Source organism: Rhodanobacteraceae bacterium, assembly GCA_016713135.1.
Taxonomy (GTDB): domain Bacteria; phylum Pseudomonadota; class Gammaproteobacteria; order Xanthomonadales; family SZUA-5; genus JADKFD01.
The window spans coordinates 1-18,257 of sequence record JADJPR010000013.1 but is presented as its reverse complement, the minus strand read 5'-3'; the positions used below and the strand labels follow the sequence as shown (position 1 = coordinate 18,257).

9 protein-coding genes and 2 pseudogenes are annotated in these 18,257 nt (G+C 69.1%); 7 read left to right on the top strand and 4 right to left on the bottom strand.

Annotated features, from left to right (window positions below; all coding sequences use genetic code 11):
• Nucleotides 1–2 precede the first annotated feature (2 nt).
• The 4 genes and pseudogenes from IPK27_12315 to IPK27_12300 form a co-directional block, all read right to left on the bottom strand.
• Nucleotides 3–182: a hypothetical protein gene (locus IPK27_12315; GenBank protein ID MBK8068374.1), complete on the bottom strand. Its 180-nt coding sequence runs from the start codon at nt 180–182 to the stop codon at nt 3–5.
• The gene (locus tag IPK27_12310) at nt 179–1,021 is read right to left on the bottom strand and encodes a hypothetical protein (protein MBK8068373.1); all 843 of its coding nucleotides are present in this window, start codon (nt 1,019–1,021) and stop codon (nt 179–181) included. The genes IPK27_12315 and IPK27_12310 overlap by 4 nt, the downstream gene beginning before the upstream one ends.
• Nucleotides 1,018–3,213 (bottom strand): annotated as a pseudogene (gene glgB / locus IPK27_12305) (1,4-alpha-glucan branching protein GlgB). Before glgB ends, IPK27_12310 begins: the two are co-directional and overlap by 4 nt.
• Nucleotides 3,206–5,704 (bottom strand): glycogen/starch/alpha-glucan phosphorylase, encoded by a 2,499-nt coding sequence (locus tag IPK27_12300; protein ID MBK8068372.1) that lies wholly within the window; start codon nt 5,702–5,704, stop codon nt 3,206–3,208. Before IPK27_12300 ends, glgB begins: the two are co-directional and overlap by 8 nt.
• 300 nt (nt 5,705–6,004) lie before the next feature.
• On the opposite strand from IPK27_12300, the gene IPK27_12295 reads away from it, so the two are divergent.
• The 7 genes and pseudogenes from IPK27_12295 (at nt 6,005) to IPK27_12265 (ending at nt 17,909) form a co-directional block, all read left to right on the top strand.
• The gene (locus IPK27_12295) at nt 6,005–6,250 is read left to right on the top strand and encodes an accessory factor UbiK family protein (GenBank protein ID MBK8068371.1); all 246 of its coding nucleotides are present in this window, start codon (nt 6,005–6,007) and stop codon (nt 6,248–6,250) included.
• 295 nt (nt 6,251–6,545) lie between these two features.
• On the top strand, nt 6,546–8,048 hold the full coding sequence (locus IPK27_12290) for a YifB family Mg chelatase-like AAA ATPase (protein ID MBK8068370.1): 1,503 nt from the start codon (nt 6,546–6,548) through the stop codon (nt 8,046–8,048).
• A gap of 1,215 nt (nt 8,049–9,263) precedes the next feature.
• A complete protein-coding gene (locus tag IPK27_12285; GenBank protein ID MBK8068369.1) occupies nt 9,264–12,041 on the top strand; it encodes a hypothetical protein in 2,778 nt (925 codons plus the stop codon).
• Between the two features lie 278 nt (nt 12,042–12,319).
• Entirely contained in the window at nt 12,320–13,732 is a 1,413-nt protein-coding gene (locus IPK27_12280; protein MBK8068368.1) for a coniferyl aldehyde dehydrogenase, read from the top strand.
• Between the two features lie 236 nt (nt 13,733–13,968).
• Nucleotides 13,969–14,737: pseudogene (gene xth, locus IPK27_12275) on the top strand (exodeoxyribonuclease III).
• Nucleotides 14,734–15,357, top strand: coding sequence for a YecA family protein (locus tag IPK27_12270; protein ID MBK8068367.1), 624 nt, complete (start codon nt 14,734–14,736; stop codon nt 15,355–15,357). The pseudogene xth and the gene IPK27_12270 overlap by 4 nt, the downstream one beginning before the upstream one ends.
• A gap of 125 nt (nt 15,358–15,482) precedes the next feature.
• On the top strand, nt 15,483–17,909 hold the full coding sequence (locus IPK27_12265) for a TonB-dependent receptor (GenBank protein MBK8068366.1): 2,427 nt from the start codon (nt 15,483–15,485) through the stop codon (nt 17,907–17,909).
• Nucleotides 17,910–18,257 lie beyond the last annotated feature (348 nt).

Here is an 18,257-nt window from a genome sequence, read left to right as displayed (position 1 = left end):
AACTACACCACCCGCGGGTGATTCAGGTTCAGCGTGTTGCCGCAGCCGCTCCAGTTCACGTAGCGCGCCGGATCGTCCGCCAGCAGCCGGTACCAGGCGCCATTGTCCAGCCCGCGGAAACTGAGCGTGGGCCCCAGCTCATCGCCCTCCGCGGTGTGGTTGTAGACCACATCGAGGATCACCTCGATCCCGGCGGCGTGCAGGGTTTCGAGGGTGGCGCGGAGCTGGGTGACGGGGCACCGGACACGGGGCACGGGGCACGGGTGGGGTGCCGTCCCCGTCCCGCCCGCCCATCCCCCGCAAAGAACCCCAGCGTGTTGTACCCCCAGTAATTGGTGCGCCCGCTGCGCACCAGGGCGGCTTCGCTGATTGCGTGCATCACCGGCAGCAGCGCCAGCGTGGTTACGCCGAGGCGCTGGAAGTGGGCGATGGCGGCGGGGTGGGCGAGGGCGGCGAAGCGGCCGCGCAGTTCATCGGGGATGCCCGGCATCTGCATGCTGAAGCCCTTCACGTGCATCTCGTAAAGCACCACATCGGCGGCGGCAATCTGCGGCCGCGGCTGGGCCAGCGGCGGCAGCGGCGCGCACACGCGCGCCTTCAGCGCGCGGGCGGCGTTGTCGCGTGCGTCGAAGGAGCGGGCGCCGTCCGGGTGCCCCTGGGCGTAGCCGTGGTGCAGCTCGTCCCAGCGGAAGGCGCCGACGATCTCACGCGCCCAGGGATCGAGCAGCAACTTGTGCGGATTGAAGCGATGTCCCTCCTCGGGCCGATAGGGGCCGTGCGCGCGATAGCCGTAGACCAGCCCGGCGCCGAGGCCCGGCAGCAGGCCATTCCACACGCCGTCTTCGTCGGCATGCAAATCGTAGCGACGCAGTTCGCGCGCGCCCTCGGTGTCGAACAGGCACAGCTCCACGCGCGTCGCGTGCTCGCTCCACAACGCGAAGTGCACGCCGCCGTCCACCAGGTGCGCGCCGAAGGGCGCAGGGCGGCCGGGCAGCAGGCGCTCGGGCAGTTGCGTCCTCATGCGGGCAGCAGCACCAGGGTGGAGAGCGGCGGCAGCGTCAGTTCCAGCGAGCGCGCGCGGCCGTGCGCGGGGACTTCCTCGGCGGCCAGCACGCGCCCGCCGTTGCCGACGTCGCTGCCGCCATAATGCTGGGAGTCCGTGTTCAGTGCCTCGCGCCAGTGCGCCGGGCCATCGGGCAGCGGCAGGCGGTACGCTTCGCGTGGCACCGGCGTGAAGTTGCACAGCACCAGCGCGACACCGCCATCGCCGTCGAAACGCGCCCAGGCGTACACGGATTGGTCGCGGTCGTCGCCGATCAGCCATTCGAATCCGGCCGTGTCGCAGTCCAGCCGGTGCAGCGCGGGCACCTGCCGGTACAGCCGGTTCAGGTCGCCGATCAACCGCTGCATGCCCGCGTGGCGCGGGTTGTCGAGCAGCTCCCAGGGCAGTGATTCGTCGTGCCGCCATTCCCAGGGCTGGGCGAATTCCTGGCCCATGAACAGCAGCTTCTTGCCCGGATGACCCCACATGAAGCCGTAGTAGGCGCGCAGGTTGGCGAAACGCTGCCACTCGTCGCCGGGCATCTTGCCCAGCATCGAACCCTTGCCGTGCACCACCTCGTCGTGGCTGATCGGCAGCACGAAGTTCTCGCTGAAGGCGTACACCAGTCCGAAGGTCATCAGGTCGTGGTGCCAGCGGCGGTGCACCGGATCCTCGGCGATGTAGCGCAGCGTGTCGTTCATCCAGCCCATGTTCCACTTGAAGTGGAAGCCAAGGCCGCCGGCGTAGGTGGGCGCCGAGACCTGCGGGAAGGCGGTGGACTCCTCGGCGACGGTGAACGCGGCGGGCTGCTCGCCGCCGATCTGCTCGTTGATGCGCTTCATCAGCGCGATGGCTTCGAGGTTCTCGCGGCCGCCGAAGCAGTTCGGGACCCATTCGCCCGCGGGGCGCGAGTAGTCGCGGTAGAGCATCGAGGCGACCGCGTCCACGCGCAGTCCGTCGACGCCGAAGCGCTCGATCCAGTAGAGCGCGCTGGAGGCCAGGAAGGCCTGCACCTCGGTGCGCCCGAAGTTGTAGATCAGGGTGTTCCAGTCGCGGTGGAAGCCTTCGCGCGGATCGGCGTACTCGTACAGCGCGGTGCCGTCGAAGCTGCGCCAGGCCGTGCGCGTCGGACGGGAAATGCGCCGGCACCCAGTCGAGCAGCAGGCCGAGGCCCTGCGCGTGGCAGGCCTCGACGAACAGCGCGAAGTCCTCGGCCGGCCCGAAGCGCGCGCTGGGCGCGTACATGCCCACCGGCTGGTAGCCCCAGGAGCCGTCGAAGGGGTGCTCGCTGACCGGCAACAGCTCGATGTGGGTGAAGCCGAGCGAGGCCGCATAGGCGGGCAGTTCGGCGGCCAGCTCGCGCCAGCTGGGAAGCGCCCGTCCGGGCGCTTCCACGAGCCGGCGTGGACCTCGTAGATGGCGATCGGCGCATCGCGCCGGTTGGCCGGCGCGCGCCCGGCCGGCACCCCGCGCAGCGGCGGCAATCCGGCGACCTGGCTCGCTGTCGACGGCCGCAGCTCCGCGGCGAAGCCGCAGGGATCGGCCTTCAGCGGCAGCAGGCTGCCGTCCGGCCCGACGATCTCGAATTTGTACAGATCCCCCGGGCCGACATGCGGCACGAAAATCTCCCACACCCCGGCGTCATGCCGCAGCCGCATCGGATGTCGCCGCCCGTCCCAGTTGTTGAAGCTGCCGACCACCGAGACGCGCCGCGCGTTCGGGGCCCAGAGGGCGAAGCGGGTGCCGGGGGTGCCAGGCGGGCAGGGGCCCTGGCCTGCGCCCCACGATCAGGCAGTCGCCGTCGCGGATGCGGTCCCTGCTCGATGGCATCCCGTGCCCCCTTCCTCGGCGATCTGCGGGCCCAGAGGCAGGCGCCCGCACCTCAAACACCCGCGCTGCCGTCCTCGCGCGCGCCGCCAGCGCACCCGCAGGCGGTAGTCGAAGCGCTTGCGGCGGCGGATGCGGGATTCGAAAACGCCATCGGGATGGCGCCGCTTCAGCGGGCCCACCAGGGTGCCGTCGGCGGCGTCGATCAGGTCGACGGCTTCGGCGCCCGGCAGCAGCGCGCGCACGCACTGGGCGCCGCCGGCGTCGGCGTGCATGCCGAGCACGCCGAAGGGATCGGCGTGGCGCGCGGCCAGCAGCGCGGCGACATCCGCGGCGTCAAGCATGGCTGCCGCGACGGTCCAGGCGGCTGTGGCGCAGCGCTGCCGGCGACCACACCTGGGCCCAGTACTCGCGCACGCTGCGGTCGCAGGAGAAGCCGCCCATGCCGGCGATGTTGCGCAGCGCACTCGCGGCCCAGCGCGCCGGATCGGCGTGCAGCGCGTCGACGCGCGCCTGGGTGGCGAGGTAGTCCGCGAAGTCGGCGAGCAGGAAATAGCGGTCGCGGTGCAGCAGGCTGTCGACCAGGTCGCGGTAGCGCCCGGGTTCGCCGGGGCTGAAGGCGCCGCCGCCGATCGCGCCGAGCACATGCCGCAGGCGCAGGTCCTGCTCGGCGTACAGGCGCGGGTCGTAGCCCAGCGCGCGCAGTGCGTTGATGCCCTCGACGCGCTGGCCGAAGACGAAGAAGTCGTCGATGCCGATCGCCTCGGCCATTTCGATATTGGCGCCGTCCCAGGTGCCGATGGTCAGCGCGCCGTTCATCGCGAACTTCATGTTGCCGGTGCCGGAGGCTTCGGTTCCCGCGGTGGAGATCTGCTCGGACAGATCGGCCGCCGGGATGATCACCTCGGCCAGGCTGACGCCGTAGTTCGGCAGGAACACCAGCTTCAGCCGGTCGGCGACGCGCGGGTCGCTGTTGATCACGCGGGCGATGTCATGCGCCAGCTGCACGATCTGCTTGGCCACGCGATAGGCGGAGGCCGCCTTGCCGGCGAGGATCACCGTGCGCGGTGCCCAGCCGCGGCCTTCGGGGCCGTTGGGCTGCGCCAGCATCGCCTGGTAGCGCGCCACCACGTGCAGCAGGTTCAGCAGCTGGCGCTTGTATTCGTGGATGCGCTTGATCTGCACGTCGAACAGGCTGGAGGGGTCGACGATCAGGCCGAGCTCGCGCCGGACCAGCGCGGCGAGGCGCTGCTTGTTGGCGTGCTTGACGCCAAGGAACTCCGCCTGCAGCGCGGCGTCATCCGCCAGCGGGCGCAGGCGCGCGAGCTGCTCGAGGTCGCGCCGCCAGGCGCCGCCGAGGTGGCGGTCGAGCAGTGCGGACAGTCCCGGATTGGCCTGCTGCAGCCAGCGCCGCGGGGTGACCCCGTTGGTGACGTTGAAGAAGCGCTGCGGGTACAGCCGGGCGTAGTCGGCGAAGATGGTTTCGGTCATCAGCCGCGAATGCAGCGCGGCCACGCCGTTGATCTTGTGCGAGGCGACGATCGCCAGCGCCGCCATGCGCACGCGCCGGCCGTGCGCCTCGTCGATCAGCGACACGCGCTGCACCAGCGCCTCGTCGCCGGGATTGCGCAGGCGCACGTCGGAGAGGAAGCGCTCGTTGATCTCGTAGATCAGTTCCAGGTGGCGCGGCAGCAGGCGCTCGACCAGCGCCACGGGCCAGGTTTCCAGCGCCTCGGGCAGCAGCGTGTGGTTGGTGTAGGACAGCGCCTGCCGGGTGATGCGCCAGGCGCTCATGCGGTCCACGCCGTGCTGGTCCATCAGCAGGCGCAGCAGCTCCGCCGGTGCCAGCGCGGGATGGGTGTCGTTGAGGTGGATGGTATTGCGCCGGCCGAGGTCCTCGATCCGCCCGCCCTCGCGCAGGTGGCGCGCGATCAGGTCCTGCAGCGAGGCCGAGACCAGCAGGTATTCCTGCTTCAGGCGCAGCTCGCGCCCGGCCTCGGTGCTGTCGTCCGGGTACAGCACCCAGTTCAGCGCATCGGCGGCGATCCGCTCGCGCGTCGCGGCCGCATGGTCGCCACGGCAGAAGGCCTGGAAGTCGATCGGCTCGGCGCTGGTCGCGTGCCACTGGCGCAGCGTCGACACCTGCTCGCCGTGGTGCGCCGGCACGATGAAGTCGTAGGCCTGCGCATGCATCCGCTCGGCCGGGGTCCAGCGGCGGCCATCGCCATCGGCCTGCACGCGGCCGCCGAAGCAGACGGTGTAGCGCACTTCCGGCCGCGCGATCTCCCAGTCGTTGCCGCCGCGCAGCCAGTCATCCGGCACCTCCACCTGGCGCCCGTCCTGGATGCGCTGCGCGAACATGCCGTACTGGTAACGCAGGCCGTAACCAAAGGAGGGATAGCCCTGCTCGGCGAAGGCATCCAGGAAGCAGGCGGCGAGCCGCCCCAGGCCGCCGTTGCCGAGCGCCGCATCGACCTCGCCTTCGAGCAGATCGGACAGTCCCAGGCCCTCCGCGCGCAACAGCTCCTGGATCGGCTCGACCAGGCCGAGCGCGGCGAGTGCATTGCCGAGCGCGCGGCCGATCAGGAACTCCATCGACAAATAGTGCACCCGGCGCGCGCGTCCCTCCGCCAGCGCCTGCGCGTCGCGTTCCTGGGTGCGCGCGTAGCGCAGGCCGAGTGCGTCGCGACAGGTCGCCGCAAGCGCGTGCAGCCAGGCCCGGCGGCGCTCGTCCGGGTTGCTTTCCACCAGCCGCGGGACGGCCGCCAGGCGCGCGCGCAGGGACTCGAGGAGCGCAGCGGCAGGGGGGCTTTCGATCACGGGGGATTCGCTCATCGGCGGGAAAGGGGCGAGGGAAAATGTGCTGGGAAAGGGGAGACGTTCGGCCCGCGGCGTTGGGTCGTTTCCTCCGTTGGTGGTGCTGCGGCGGGGCGGCTGGCGGGGCACCCGGCGCGGATTTCGGCAGCTTAAAGTGGGCCGTCCGGATGGGGGAGTTGGTGCAAACGTATTCATCACGGGACGCCCCCGCGCGCGCTCGGGCTGGGATCCGACAAGTCCGTCGGAAATTTCCGACAGCGCCGTCGCACCGGGCGGTCTAGACTTCCTTCCAACGCACGACCCCGGGCAGCCGCCATGATGATCGATCTCCGCACTCTCGACGACCTGAGCCAGCGCCTTGGCGCCCTGCTGCCGCCCTCGCTCGGCGAGGCGCGCGAAGACCTCACCCGCAACTTCCGCTCCGCGCTGCAGGCCGGACTGCAGCGCCTGGACCTGGTCACCCGCGAGGAATTCGAAGTCCAGCGCCTGGTCCTGCGCCGCACCCGCGAGAAGCTGGAAGCGCTGGAACAGCGCCTGGCGGAGATGGAGCGCAGCTCAGCTTGAGGCTTGGCAGGGCCGTGGGCGGGTGAGCCTGCGGGCGCTCGGATGGTCCCGGCCGGTTGTTGGTTGTTGGTTGTTGGCAGCAATGCCGGCACGCCGCTGACCTGTGGGAGCGGGCTCTGCCCGCGATCTTTCCGGCGGCCGACGGCAAAGTTCGCGGCTGAAGCTGCTTCGACACAGCCACGGCCCCCGGCTTTTGCTGCCAACAACCAACAACCAACAACCAACAACCAACAACCGGCCGCCAACTGCCCGGCCGCCCCATCCAACCCAATCCAACCCACCCGTCGGAGGCAAGATGTCTCTCGCCGTTGTCTACACGCGCGCCGAAGATGGGGTGCAGGCTCCGCTGGTCACGGTGGAAGTGCATCTGTCGGGCGGGTTGCCGGGGCTGGCCATCGTCGGGCTGCCGGAGGCCGAGGTGCGCGAGAGCCGCGACCGGGTGCGCGCGGCCTTGCTCAACTCCGCCTTCGAGGTGCCGCAGCAGCGGATCACCGTGAACCTGGCGCCTGCCGACCTGCCCAAGGAGGGCGGGCGCTTTGACCTGCCGATCGCGATCGGGGTGCTCGCTGCCTCGCGCCAGTTGCCGCCCGAGGCGCTCGCGCGGCATGAGTTCATTGCCGAGCTGGCGCTGTCCGGCGAGCTGCGCGCCGTGCGCGGTGCGCTGCCAGCGGTTCTGTGTGCCGGGCGCGACGGCCGTATGCCGATCGTCCCCAGCGGCAATGCGCCGGAGGCGGGCCTGGCCGCGGCGGGCGCCGCATTGTCGGCGCGCTCGCTGCTGGAGGTGGTTTCCCACCTGCGCGGCGGTACTGCGCTGGCAATTTGCCCGCCGCCGACCGCCGACGCCCAGGATGCGGCGCCCGCGCCGGACCTCGCCGACGTGCGCGGCCAGCTCGCCGCGCGGCGCGCGTTGGAAGTCGCCGCGGCCGGTGCGCACAACCTGCTGATGGTCGGACCGCCCGGCAGCGGCAAGACCATGCTGGCGAGCCGCTTGCCGGGCATCCTGCCGCCGCTGTCGGACGACGAGGCCTTCGAGGTCGCCGCAGTGGCCTCGGTCACCGGGCGCGGCGTGGACCTCTCGCGCTGGCGCCAGCGACCCTTCCGCTCGCCGCACCACACCGCATCGAGCGTGGCGCTGGCCGGTGGCGGCGGTTCGCCGCGGCCGGGCGAGGTCTCGCTGGCGCACCACGGCGTGCTGTTCCTCGACGAGCTGACCGAGTGGAACCGCAGCACGCTGGAAGTGCTGCGCGAGCCGCTGGAGTCCGGCTACATCACGATCTCCCGGGCCGCGCGCCAGTCCGAGTTCCCGGCGCGCTTCCAACTCGTCGCGGCGATGAACCCCTGTCCCTGCGGCTACGCCGGCGATCCCTCCGGCCGCTGTCGCTGCGCGCCGGACCTGGTGACGCGCTACCGCAGCCGTGTCTCCGGCCCGCTGCTGGACCGCATCGACATCCAGATCGAGGTGGCGCGCCAGCCGACCACCGCGCTGGCCAACCACGCGCCGCCGGGCGAAGCCAGCGCCGCGGTGCGTGGGCGCGTCATCGCCGCACGCCAGCGCCAGCTGCGGCGCGCGGGCAAACCGAACGCGCTGCTCGGCACGCGCGAACTCAGCCGCGACTGCGCGCTGGCGCCGGCCGACCACCGCCTGCTGGAGCGCGCCATCGACCAGCTCAACCTGTCGGCGCGCGCCTACCACCGCATCCTGCGCCTGGCGCGCACCATCGCCGATCTCGGCGCCAGCGACACCATCGCCAGCGCGCACCTGGCGGAGGCGATCAGCTACCGGCGGCTGGAACGCTGACCGGCGGTGATTGCCCGCGCGTGCCGACACGGTGAGAATCCGCGCTTTGCAATCGATCACAGGAATCGCGAATGGCCAGCATGACCCGCCGCAGGACCTGGCTCAGCGCATGCCTTGCGCTGGCCGCATCGCCGGCATTCGCAGACGCCACCTATCACTCGCTGGAGGGGGGCGATTTCGAGCAGGACTGGAGCAATGCGGCGCTGATCACGGCCAACGACGACTGGTCCGGGGTGCCTTCGATCATCGGTCTCCGTGGCGATGGCCTGGCCAGCACCGGCGCAGACCCGCAGACGGTCCTGACCCTCGACGCCGTCGTCGACGTCAACGCGAACCAGGCCAATCCGAACACCTTCACCACCGGTGGTGTGACCGAATTCGCCATCGCCGATCCGGTCGTGGCGCTCGCGGGCAGCACGACCGCCGACGCGCCGTCCTTGCTGATCCACGTAGACACCACGAACCGCTACAACGTCACGGTCGAATACAACCTGCGCGATATCGACGGTTCCACCGACAACTCGACGCAGGCGATTGCGCTGCAATACCGCGTGGGCAACAGCGGCAACTTCACGAACTTGCCCGGCGGCTTTGTCGCAGACGCCTCGACCGGACCCAGCGCAGCCACCCTGGTCACACCCATCTCGGTCACCCTGCCAGCGGCCGCCGACAACCAGGCGCAGGTGCAGATACGCATTCTCACAGCCGATGCGACCGGCGCCGACGAGTGGATCGGCATCGATGACCTGCTGATCTACGGCGAGCCGCCGCCGCCGCCCGCGGTCACCATCGCCGATGCCTCGGTCACCGAGGGCAATCCGCCCGGCAGCAGCACGCTCACCTTTACCGCGACCCTGGCGCAGGCGATCGGCGACGATTGCGTGTTCCGCGTCGAGCAGTTCGGCACGCCGCCCGGCACCGCCGCCACGCCGGGGGTCGATTTCAACTATCCATCGCCGGATCCCGAAGTCACGATCCTGGCGGGCCAGACGACCGCCACTTTCGATGTCCCGATCGTGCGCGACACCGACATTGAAGGCGATGAGCAGTTCGTGGTGAGCGCCTATGGCGAGCCCTTCGAGTGCGACATCTCGGGCGCCGGAGCGGTCGGCACCATTGTCGACGACGACATGCTGGCGCCACCGGACATCAGTATCGCCAACCTGACCCTGTTCGAAGGCAGTGGCGGCGGCACCACCGTAGGCCACCCTGACGGTGAGCCTGTCGGCGCCCGCGCCCGCCGGTGGCGTCACGGTCGATTACGCAACCGCCAACGGCAGCGCGACCATCGCGAATGGCGACTACACCGCTGCCAGCGGCACCCTCAACTTCGCTCCCGGCGACACCACCCAGACCCTCAGTGTCAACGTCGCCGCCGATGACTATCACGAGCCGAACGAGACCTTCCTGGTGACCCTGTCGGGCGCCGCCGGCGGCAACATCGCCACCGGCCAGGCCACCGTCACGCTCAACAACGATGATGCGCTGTCGGCGATCTCGGTCAGCTCGGCCAGCGTGGTCGAGGGTACCGGCGCGGGCAGCAGCTTCCTGCAGTTCAGCGTCAGCATCAGCGCCGAAGCCGCGCCCGAAACCCCGGTGACGGTCGATTTCGCCACCGCCGCCGGCAGCGCAACGGACGGCAGCGACTACACCGGCCAGATGGGCAGTTTCACTTTTGCCAACGGGCAGCCGCTGCTGCAAATGGTGCAGGTGCCGGTGACGCGCGACAACATCGACGAGGCCGACGAAACGCTGCAATTGGTCCTCAGCAATCCGAGCGCCAACGCGGCGCTCTACATCGGTCAGGGCACCGGCACCATCGAGGACGACGACACCGCCACCGTGGCGATCACCAGCGTCACCCAGAACGAAGGCAATGCCGGCAGCACCAATTTCAACTTCACCGTCAGCCTCAGTGTTCCGGCGGCCACCTCGCGCGAGTTCACGGTCTACACCCAGGACGTCAGCGCCACCGCGGGCAGCGATTACACCGCCCTGCCGCCGCCAGGAACGCCAGTCATCTTCGCCCCGCTGGCGACCACGCAGACGGTATCCGTGAGCGTGAATGGCGATACCACGGTCGAGCCCGACGAGACCTTCGAGGTGCGCGTGGCGCCATCGTCCGCGATCATCGAGGGACTGCCGCCGCCGGTGCTGGCAACCGGCATCGGCACCATCGTCAACGACGACGTGGCGGTCAACATCAGCATCAACGATGCCAGCGTCACCGAGGGCACCGGCGCCGGCAGCACCAACGCCGTATTCACGGTCACCCTGTCGGCGCAGCCGCCGGTGGGTGCGCCGGTGACGGTCAGCCATGCGACCGCCTCGGGCAGCGCGACCTCCGGCACGGATTTCACCGCGACTTCCGGCACGCTGACCTTCAACAACGGCGGCGCACTGACCCAGATCATCAGCGTTCCGGTCACGCGCGACAACATCGACGAAAACGACGAGGGCTTCGTCGTCGACCTGACCGCCACGGGTGGCACGCTGACCGATGCGCAGGGTGCGGGCAGCATCCTCGATGACGACGCGGTGCCCACACCATCGATCGGCAACCTCAGCGTGTCCGAGGGCAACAGCGGGACCACCACCGCCACCTTCACCGTCAGCCTCAGCCACCCGTCGTCCTTCCCGCTCGCCTACCAGGTGTCCACTGCGGACGGCACTGCGCAGGCACCGGGCGACTACACCGCGGTCCCCGCGCTGGCACTGGACTTTGCGCCGCTGCAGACCACCCAGACGGTCAACGTGAGCGTCATCGGGGAACTGCTGGTCGAGGCCAACGAGACCTTCGTCCTCAACCTCGTGAGTGCCGTGCCGGATGGCCTGCCGACGGTGATCGCCAGCGGCACCGCCACCATCAACAACGATGACAGCGCCACCCTGAGCATCGCCGGGAGCAGCGGCCCCGAAGGCAACACCGGAACCACGCCGCGCAGCTTCACCGCCACGCTGTCGGCGCCGGTCCAGGGCCAGGTGCAGGTGAGTTATGCCACCGCCGACGGCAGTGCCACCCTGGCCGATGCCGACTACCAGGCTGCGAGCGGCACGCTGACCTTTGCCGATTCGGTCACCACGCAGAGCCTGAACGTCAGTGTTGTCGGCGACACCGAGGTCGAGCCTGACCAGAGTTTCGCAGTCAATTTGAGCAGCCTGAACGCGCCCGCAGGCGTGAGCCTCGGCACCGCCAGCGCCAACGGCCTGATCGTCAACGACGACGCCGCCAGTTTCAGCATCAGCGGCGCCAGCGTGGTCGAGGGCACCGGCGGCAGCACGACGCTGAACTTCAGCGTCAGTCTCTCCGCCACGGTCAAGGATCCGGTCACGGTGCAGTACGCCACGGCCGCCGGCAGTGCCGGCGCCCCGGCGGACTTCGCCAGCGCCAGCGGCACCCTGACCTTCAGCGGCAGCCAGTCCACCCAGCTGGTGCCGGTCAGCATCGTCAGCGACAACCTGGTCGAGCCGGATGAGAGCTTCACGATGGTGTTGAGCAGCCCCAGCGGCGCGACCATCGCCACTGCCAGCGCGACCGGGACCATCGTCAACGACGACGCCGCGACGCTGTCGATCAATGACCTGACCCTGCCCGAGGGCAATGGCGGCGGCACCACGCCCTTCGCGTTCACCATCAGCAGCAGCAATCCGTCGGCCGCGCCGATCACGGTGAACTACCAGACCAGCAACGGTTCCGCCGGCACGCCGAACGACTACGGCGCCGCTGCCGGGACCGCCACCATTCCGGCTGGCGCGATCAGCGCGACGGTCACCGTGCTGGTGGTCGCCGACGACATCCTCGAGCCCAACGAGACCTTCAGCCTGACGCTTTCGGGCGCCCAGGGCGCAACGATCAGCGACGCCACCGCCGTCGGCACCATCCTCGGCGACGACCAACCGGCTCCGGTTCCGACCCTCGACCCGCGCACGCTCGGCCTGCTCGCGCTGCTCGTGCTCACCCTCGGCATGGCCGGCATCGCGCGCCGCCGCTGAGCGGCGGTCGGGGGAGTTGTTCAACGCGGAGACGCGGAGGACGCAGAGGAACGCAGAGAAGAGCATTGATTCTTTGGTGCTTTTCTCCGCGCCCTCCGCGTCTCGGCAACAATTCAACGCGGAGACGCAGAGGACGCAGAGAAACGCAGAGAAGAGCACTGGTTTCTTGCTGCTTTTCTCCGCGCCCTCCGCGTCTCCGCGTTCAACGGCCCCGGCCGAGCGATGCCCCTAGCGCCTGGCGGCCTATACTCGGCCATCGCCAGCACGAGGCACCGAACATGGACGGCGCGACTCCCGACTTGCTGACTCCGTTGCTGCAGCGCCAGCGCCTGGCGCATGCGCGGCGGGTGCCGGACTATGCACAGCGCATCGACGACCTGAAACGGTTGCGCGCCGCGGTGAAGAAGCGCTCGGAGGACATTGTCGCGGCGATCGCGGCGGACTTTGGTCGCCGCTCGCGCCACGAGACGCTGCTCAGCGACGTGATGACGGTGCTGCACGACATCGACCACGCGGTGTCGCATCTCAAGCGCTGGATGAAGCCGCGCCGGGTGCTGCCGGACTGGACCTTCCTGCCGGCCAGCGCGCAGATCCGCTACCAGCCAGTCGGCGTGGTCGGGATCATTTCGCCGTGGAACTACCCGGTGAACCTGGCGCTGATGCCGCTGGCGGCGGCACTCGCTGCGGGCAACCACGCGATGCTGAAGCCGTCGGAACTGACGCCGAGGACCTCGGACCTGCTGAAGGCGATGCTCGCGGACGTGTTCCCAGAAGAGCGCGTCGCCGTGGTGCTGGGCGGGCCGGAGGTGGCGGCGGAGTTCTCCGCATTGCCCTTCGACCATCTGTTCTTCACCGGTTCCACCCAGGTCGGACGCATCGTGATGCAGGCGGCGGCGAAGAATCTGACGCCGGTGACGCTGGAACTCGGCGGCAAGTCGCCCGCGATCATCGCGCCGGACTATCCGATCGCCACCGCGGCCTCGCGCCTGGCAGCCGGCAAGTTCCTGAATGCCGGCCAGACCTGCATCGCGCCGGACTATGTGCTGTGCCACGAATCGAAGGTGGACGAACTGGTCGCCGCCTTCGAGGGCGAGGTGCGCTCGCGCTATCCCTCGCTGGCGCAGACGCCGGACTACACCAGCATCGTCAACGATCGCCAGTACGCGCGCCTGACCGGCCTGCTCGAAGAGGCCGAGGCGCAGGGCGCCAAGGTTCTGCGCATGAATCCGGCGCAGGAAGCGCTGGACCCAGCCACCCGCGTGCTGGCACCGACGCTGGTGCTCGGCGCGCCCGCCGGAACGCGCCTGATGCGCGAGGAGATCTTCGGGCCGATCCTGCCGATCCTGCCGTACAAGCACCTCGACGAGGCGATCGCCTATGTCAACGCGCACGACCGCCCGCTCGCGCTGTACCACTTCGACCTGGACGGCAGCCGCGTCGAGCAGGTGCTGGAACGCACCATCGCCGGCGGCGTGACCATCAACGACTGCGTGCTGCACATCGCCCAGGCGGCGCTGCCTTTCGGCGGCATCGGACCCAGCGGTATCGGCCACTACCACGGCCACCACGGCTTCCTGACCTTCTCCAAGCAGAAGCCGGTGTTCTACCAGGCGCGCTGGTCCTCGTTCTCGCTGCTGAAGCCGCCGTACAAGCGGCTGGCCGACGCCGTGATCAAGTTCCTCACGCGCTGAGCGCGCTCGCTCGCGGCACTACCGGAACCACCTCAACGCGGAGACGCGGAGAGCGCGGAGAGGAGCAAGGAATGCTCTCCTCTGTGATCTCTGCGGCTACGCCTTGTTCAGGCTGCGGTCCGGGGCCGCATCAGCGAAGCAGTCGCCAAGGCGCGGAGACCAGCATGAGCCGCTTCCCTCTGCGTTTCTCCGCGTCCTCCGCGTCTCCGCGTTGAACAGGTGGTTATGATCGGCGCATGAAGATCGCCTCGTGGAACGTCAACTCGCTCAAGGTGCGCCTGCCGCATCTCACCGAATGGCTCGCTGCTGGCGCAGCCGGATGTGCTCGCGCTGCAGGAGATCAAACTGGTCGACGAGGATTTCCCGCATGCGGAGATCGAGCGCGCCGGCTACCGGGCACTGGTCAGCGGACAGAAGACCTACAACGGGGTCGCGCTGCTGACGCGCGCCGAGGCGGTCGATCCGGTGCGCGACATTCCCGGTTTCGACGACCCGCAGCGGCGCGTGCTGGCGGCCACCGTGGGCGATGTCCGCGTGGTCGACCTGTACGTGGTCAACGGCCAGGAAGTCGGCAGCGAGAAATTCGAGTACAAACTGGCCTGGCTGGCCGCGCTGCGCGAATGGCTGGCGGGCGAGATCGCCCAGCACCCGAAACTGGTGGTCCTGGGCGATTTCAACATCACGCCGGATGACCGCGATGTGCACGATCCGGCCGCCTGGCACGAGCAGATCCTGTGTTCCACCCCGGAGCGCGAGGCGCTCAAATCGCTGCTGGCGCTCGGCCTGCACGACAGCTTCCGCCTGTTCCAGCCGGATGCCGGCCATTTTTCGTGGTGGGATTACCGCCAGGCAGCCTTCCGCCGCAATCTCGGCCTGCGCATCGACCTGGTGCTGATCTCCGAAGCCCTGCGCACGCGCGCCACCGCGGCCGGAATCGACCGCGAGCCGCGCCGCTGGGAACGGCCTTCGGATCATGCCCCGGTGTGGGTGGAACTGGCGTCGTGAAGGGGATCGAGCCCGCGCTGTTGCTGGACGAGCAGGACTTCGAGGAGATCGATCGCCTGCTGGAATCGCTCGGCGCCGATGAGGGCCTGCGCCTGGACGGCGCGCAGGGCCTGCTGACGGCGCTGGTGGTCGGGCCGCAGCCGGTCGGTCCCGAGCACTGGCTGCCGGTGATCCTCGGCGGTGAGCCGCTTGGTGCCCCGTCGCCGCGCCTGCAGCGGCTGCTCGATTTGCTGCTGCGGCTCAAGGCCAGCATCGCCCGCGGCCTCGACATCAACAGCTACGACCCGATCTTCGCCGAGCACGAGTCCGGCGAGGAGCGCAGCATCGATTCGGGCGGCTGGTGCGAGGGCTTCAGCCTGGGCGTGGACCTCAACGCCGAGATCTGGGAGCAGCGGATGCAGGAAGACCGCACCTTGCTCGACCTGCTCGCGCCGGTGATCGCCCTTGGCGTCGACGACGGCGTGTTCTCCGAGCTGCGCGATCCCGACCAGCCGCCGCTGTCCGAGCGCGAGCGCGATCTGGTCGTCGCGCAGATGGCCAGCCTGCTGACCGATGTGCGCCAGTACTGGCAGGAGCATCCGCCGGAGGCGAGCGCGCCGGCCGGCGCGACCTTGCACTGAAGGCGGCTTCCGGCCTGTGGCGCGGGTCGCGGCGAATCTCTAGATTCCGTGAATGAGATTCGCTTCGGCGAATGACCACCATTTGCTCATCGCCGCATGAGCCTAGCGCTCCCAGGGGGGACACCATGACCTTGATCTGCAATCGTCGCGCGCTCGTCAGCGCGCTGCTGCTGGCCCTCGCGGCCGCGCCCACGACGCTGCTGGCGCAGGACGAGGCCGAAGCGGCGCCCGATGCCGCCGAGAGCACCGAGATGGAAGCGGTCACGGTGACCGCGCAGAGCCGTTCGCAGGAAGTGCAGGACGTGCCGATCGCGGTGTCCGTGGTTACCGAGAAACAGGTCGAGAATCTGGTCGCCACCGACCTCTCCGAAATCGCGCGCTACGTGCCGGGCCTGTCGGTGGACGCCTTCGACAAGACCCAGCCGGGCTTCTCGATCCGCGGCATCAGCACCGAAGGCTTCAGCATGGGCATCGACCGCGCGGTCGGTGTCTACGTCAACGGTGTCTACCAGACCAATGGCGGCGGCTCGCTGCTGGCGCTCAACGACGTGCAGCGCATCGAGGTGCTGAAGGGTCCACAGGGCACCCTGTTCGGGCGCAACACCGCGGCCGGCGCCATTTCCATCGTGACCAATGCGCCGACCAATGATTTCGAGGCGACCGCGCGCGGGCGCATCGGCAATGACGGCCAGCGCTATTTCGACGGCCTGCTCAACATGCCGCTGGGTGAAACCTTTGGCGTGCGCGTCAGCGCGCTGACCAATCGCAGCGACGGCTGGGCCGAGGACGCCGGCACTGGCCGCCAGTACGCGCTGGACCGCCAGGAAGGCGCGCGTATCGCCATCGGCGGCATGCTGAGCGACACCTGGGAGATGCAGCTCTCCTTCGACCACGAGCGCCTGAAGGAACCGCAGCGCCTGCAGATCGGCGTGCTGCCCTTCCTCAGCAACACCACCCAGCGCGCCCCGTTCCCGCCCAACCCGGCCAGTTACCAGGACCCGCGCGACGTGCCGATCTACCAGGACGTGTTCGGCGGGCGCCAGACCAAGGGCTACGACGGCGGCACCCTGCAGTTCATCGGCTCGCTCGACTGGGCAACCTTCACCTCCACCACCGCCTTCTCCGAGTCCGACCTCGAGCACTTCGAGGATCAGGACGGCACCAACGATCCGACCGTGCGCCTGGACAGCGGCGTCACCCAGTCCGGCCGCACGCTGTACCAGGAGTTCAAGTTCGCCGGCGCCAACGACCGCATCGACTGGGTCGCCGGCGCGAGCTACTACCGCGAGGAAGGCGAGCAGTCGAACATCGTCAACAGCTCCACCAGCACCATCGACACGCTGCTGTTCAACCAGGGCATCCGCAACCCCTGCGGCGGCCCGCTGGCCTGCGTCGACTTCGCTTTCGGCTCGGCCGGTTTCCCCTACCGCCTGCTCGGCCACGATTACAGCGAGCGCGTCGACAACGAGATGACCTCGAAGTCGATGGCGGTCTTCGGCGACGTGATCTGGCACCTGACCGACCGCGTCAACCTGACCGCCGGCCTGCGCTACACGCGTGACGACAAGTCCTTCGCCTGGTTCAACCCGCTGCGCCTGTCGCCGGGCCTGGACCGAGCCTTCTTCGACATCAACGGCATGGGCCTGCTCAGCCAGATCCCGCCGCAGTTGCTGTTCGTGCTGCGCAACAACATCGTGTTCGGCAATGCCGTCGGCGTGCGCGTCAAACGCGACACCGACTCCAGCGACACCAGCCCGCGCCTGGTGCTGGATTACCACTTCAGCGACGACGTCATGGGCTTCGTCTCCGCCAGCAAGGGCTACAAGGCCGGCGGCTTCGACGGCGTCCAGATCGACTCCGAATACGCCCCCGAGGAAGTGCGCAACTACGAGATGGGCGTCAAGGCGAGCTTCCCCGAGCTCAAGATGGTCCTGAACGCCTCGTTGTTCCGCTACGACTATTCCGACCGCCAGTCGCTGCAGCTGGTGCCGGTGACCACTCCAGGCGGCATCCCGCAGTATCTGGTTCAAAGCACCGACCAGACCGCCAACGGCGTCGATGTCGAGTGGATGTGGAAGGCCACTCAGAACCTGACGCTGAACCTCGCCGGCGCGTACATCGATTCCGAGTTCGAGGACGGCGCCGCCACCGGCAGCGGCGTGGACCTCTCCGGCCAGCCCACCGGCGAGCCCAAGTGGTCCTTCGCCGCCGGCGCCAACTACGCCTGGGAACTGCCGAGCCGAGGCAGCATGGAACTCAACCTGCAGCACGCCTACCGCAGCGAAGTGCGCTGCAACGCGGACTCCCAGTTCCAGGGCAGCTGCGGCAGCTACGGCGACTTCCAGGTCGGCCCCTCGCAGAACATCACCAACCTGCGCCTGGGCTGGACCTCCCCCGACCACCGCTACGGCGCCGCGTTGTACGCCAACAACCTCTTCGACAAACAGTACGTGCGCAGCATCGGCGGCCAGGGCGTCAGCGTCCTCGGCACCCCCGTCGGCACCATCACCCCACCGCGCCAGTGGGGCCTGGAGTTCAGCGCAAGGTTCTGAGCCCAGTGCCGGTGGGAGCGGCTTCAGCCGCGAACATCTGTCGCCCGGGCACGAGCGTAGGGCGGTGTATCGCGCAGCGATTCAGTGCGCCCGTGAGGGCGCATCACTAGCGGGGTGGAAGTCCCCGTCGAGGTCAGCCACGGCCTCGTAGCTGAAGGTAACTGCATCCGTTGCGAGGCGGGGTGGGGAGCAACCGGAGGCGAACTTGTGGTCCGTAGGATGACGAACTGGATTCGGTTTCATTGGGTGGCGAGTGGTCCTGAATAACGACGAAGCCTGGAATTGACGCGGGACGCTGAGGGTGGTGAATCAAGCGATCCCGCGACCTGATGGGGTGGTTGCAGACGG

What these genes read in the sequence shown, in the direction of transcription:
- IPK27_12310 (MBK8068373.1), bottom strand. Translation starts at nt 1,021, where the DNA reads ATGAGGACGCAACTGCCCGAGCGCCTGCTGCCCGGCCGCCCTGCGCCC.
- IPK27_12300 (MBK8068372.1), bottom strand. Translation starts at nt 5,704, where the DNA reads ATGAGCGAATCCCCCGTGATCGAAAGCCCCCCTGCCGCTGCGCTCCTC.
- IPK27_12295 (MBK8068371.1), top strand. Translation starts at nt 6,005, where the DNA reads ATGATCGATCTCCGCACTCTCGACGACCTGAGCCAGCGCCTTGGCGCC.
- IPK27_12290 (MBK8068370.1), top strand. Translation starts at nt 6,546, where the DNA reads ATGTCTCTCGCCGTTGTCTACACGCGCGCCGAAGATGGGGTGCAGGCT.
- IPK27_12280 (MBK8068368.1), top strand. Translation starts at nt 12,320, where the DNA reads ATGGACGGCGCGACTCCCGACTTGCTGACTCCGTTGCTGCAGCGCCAG.
- IPK27_12265 (MBK8068366.1), top strand. Translation starts at nt 15,483, where the DNA reads ATGACCTTGATCTGCAATCGTCGCGCGCTCGTCAGCGCGCTGCTGCTG.